Source organism: Streptomyces sp. col6 (assembly GCF_008042035.1).
Lineage (GTDB): Bacteria > Actinomycetota > Actinomycetes > Streptomycetales > Streptomycetaceae > Streptomyces.
The window spans coordinates 1-664 of sequence record NZ_RDBL01000094.1 but is presented as its reverse complement, the minus strand read 5'-3'; the positions used below and the strand labels follow the sequence as shown (position 1 = coordinate 664).

Annotated in this window: 1 protein-coding gene and 2 pseudogenes; 2 read left to right on the top strand and 1 reads right to left on the bottom strand. The window is 73.0% G+C overall.

Going from position 1 to position 664, the window contains the following annotated elements; all coding sequences use genetic code 11:
- Both EAO73_RS35800 and EAO73_RS35795 read left to right on the top strand, forming a co-directional pair.
- A pseudogene (locus EAO73_RS35800) lies at positions 1 to 91 on the top strand (Trp biosynthesis-associated membrane protein); the annotation flags it as partial.
- 121 nt (positions 92 to 212) lie between these two features.
- Positions 213 to 461, top strand: coding sequence for an HGxxPAAW family protein (locus EAO73_RS35795; protein WP_147975689.1), 249 nt, complete (start codon positions 213 to 215; stop codon positions 459 to 461).
- A 98-nt stretch (positions 462 to 559) separates the two neighbouring features.
- Here the strand turns inward: EAO73_RS35795 and EAO73_RS35790 are convergent.
- Positions 560 to 664: pseudogene (locus EAO73_RS35790) on the bottom strand (indole-3-glycerol-phosphate synthase TrpC); the annotation flags it as partial.

Here is a 664-nt window from a genome sequence, read left to right as displayed (position 1 = left end):
CCGCAAGGCCCCCCGCGCCCCCGACCCGGACCGGCCCGAGGACCTGTGGAAGGCCCTGGACCGCGGCGAGGACCCGACGCGCGAGGCATGACCCCCAGCTCACGTCCTACCCGCACGTACGGGACAATGACAGTGAGCTGGCACAGCGGCACGGGCCGTGGGGACAGCGACCCGAGCGATTCCAACAGCGCAACACCAACGAGGAGCAACTCATGGCGGGCAGCAGCCACGGACACACCCCGGCCGCCTGGACCGGTGTCATCATCGCCTTCATCGGCTTCTGCGTCGCGGGCGTCTTCATGGTCGCGGCCAACCCGGTCGGCTTCTGGGCCGGCATGGGCGTCGTCCTTCTCGGTGGTGTCGTCGGCCTCGCGATGAAGGCAGCGGGCCTCGGCATGCCGAAGGAGTCGGCCGAGCTGGTCGCCGCCCGTGCGCGCGCCGGCCAGGCGCAGACCTCCTGACCCACCGCGCGCGACGCGCGCACGAAAGGCGCGGCCCGGACCGGGCTGCGCCTTTCCGCGTCAGCGGCGACAATCACCGGGTGGACGCAACGCCTACCCCCGCCGGCCTCGTAGTCCGCGGCGAGCGCGGCCGGGTCGGCGATGGCGGCGAGCGCGCCCTTGGAGGGGCTGGAGCGCTTGACCTCGCAGATGACGGTCACGCC

Excerpts from the sequence above, each read along its gene's own strand:
- EAO73_RS35795 (WP_147975689.1), top strand. The coding sequence starts at position 213 with ATGGCGGGCAGCAGCCACGGACACACCCCGGCCGCCTGGACCGGTGTC.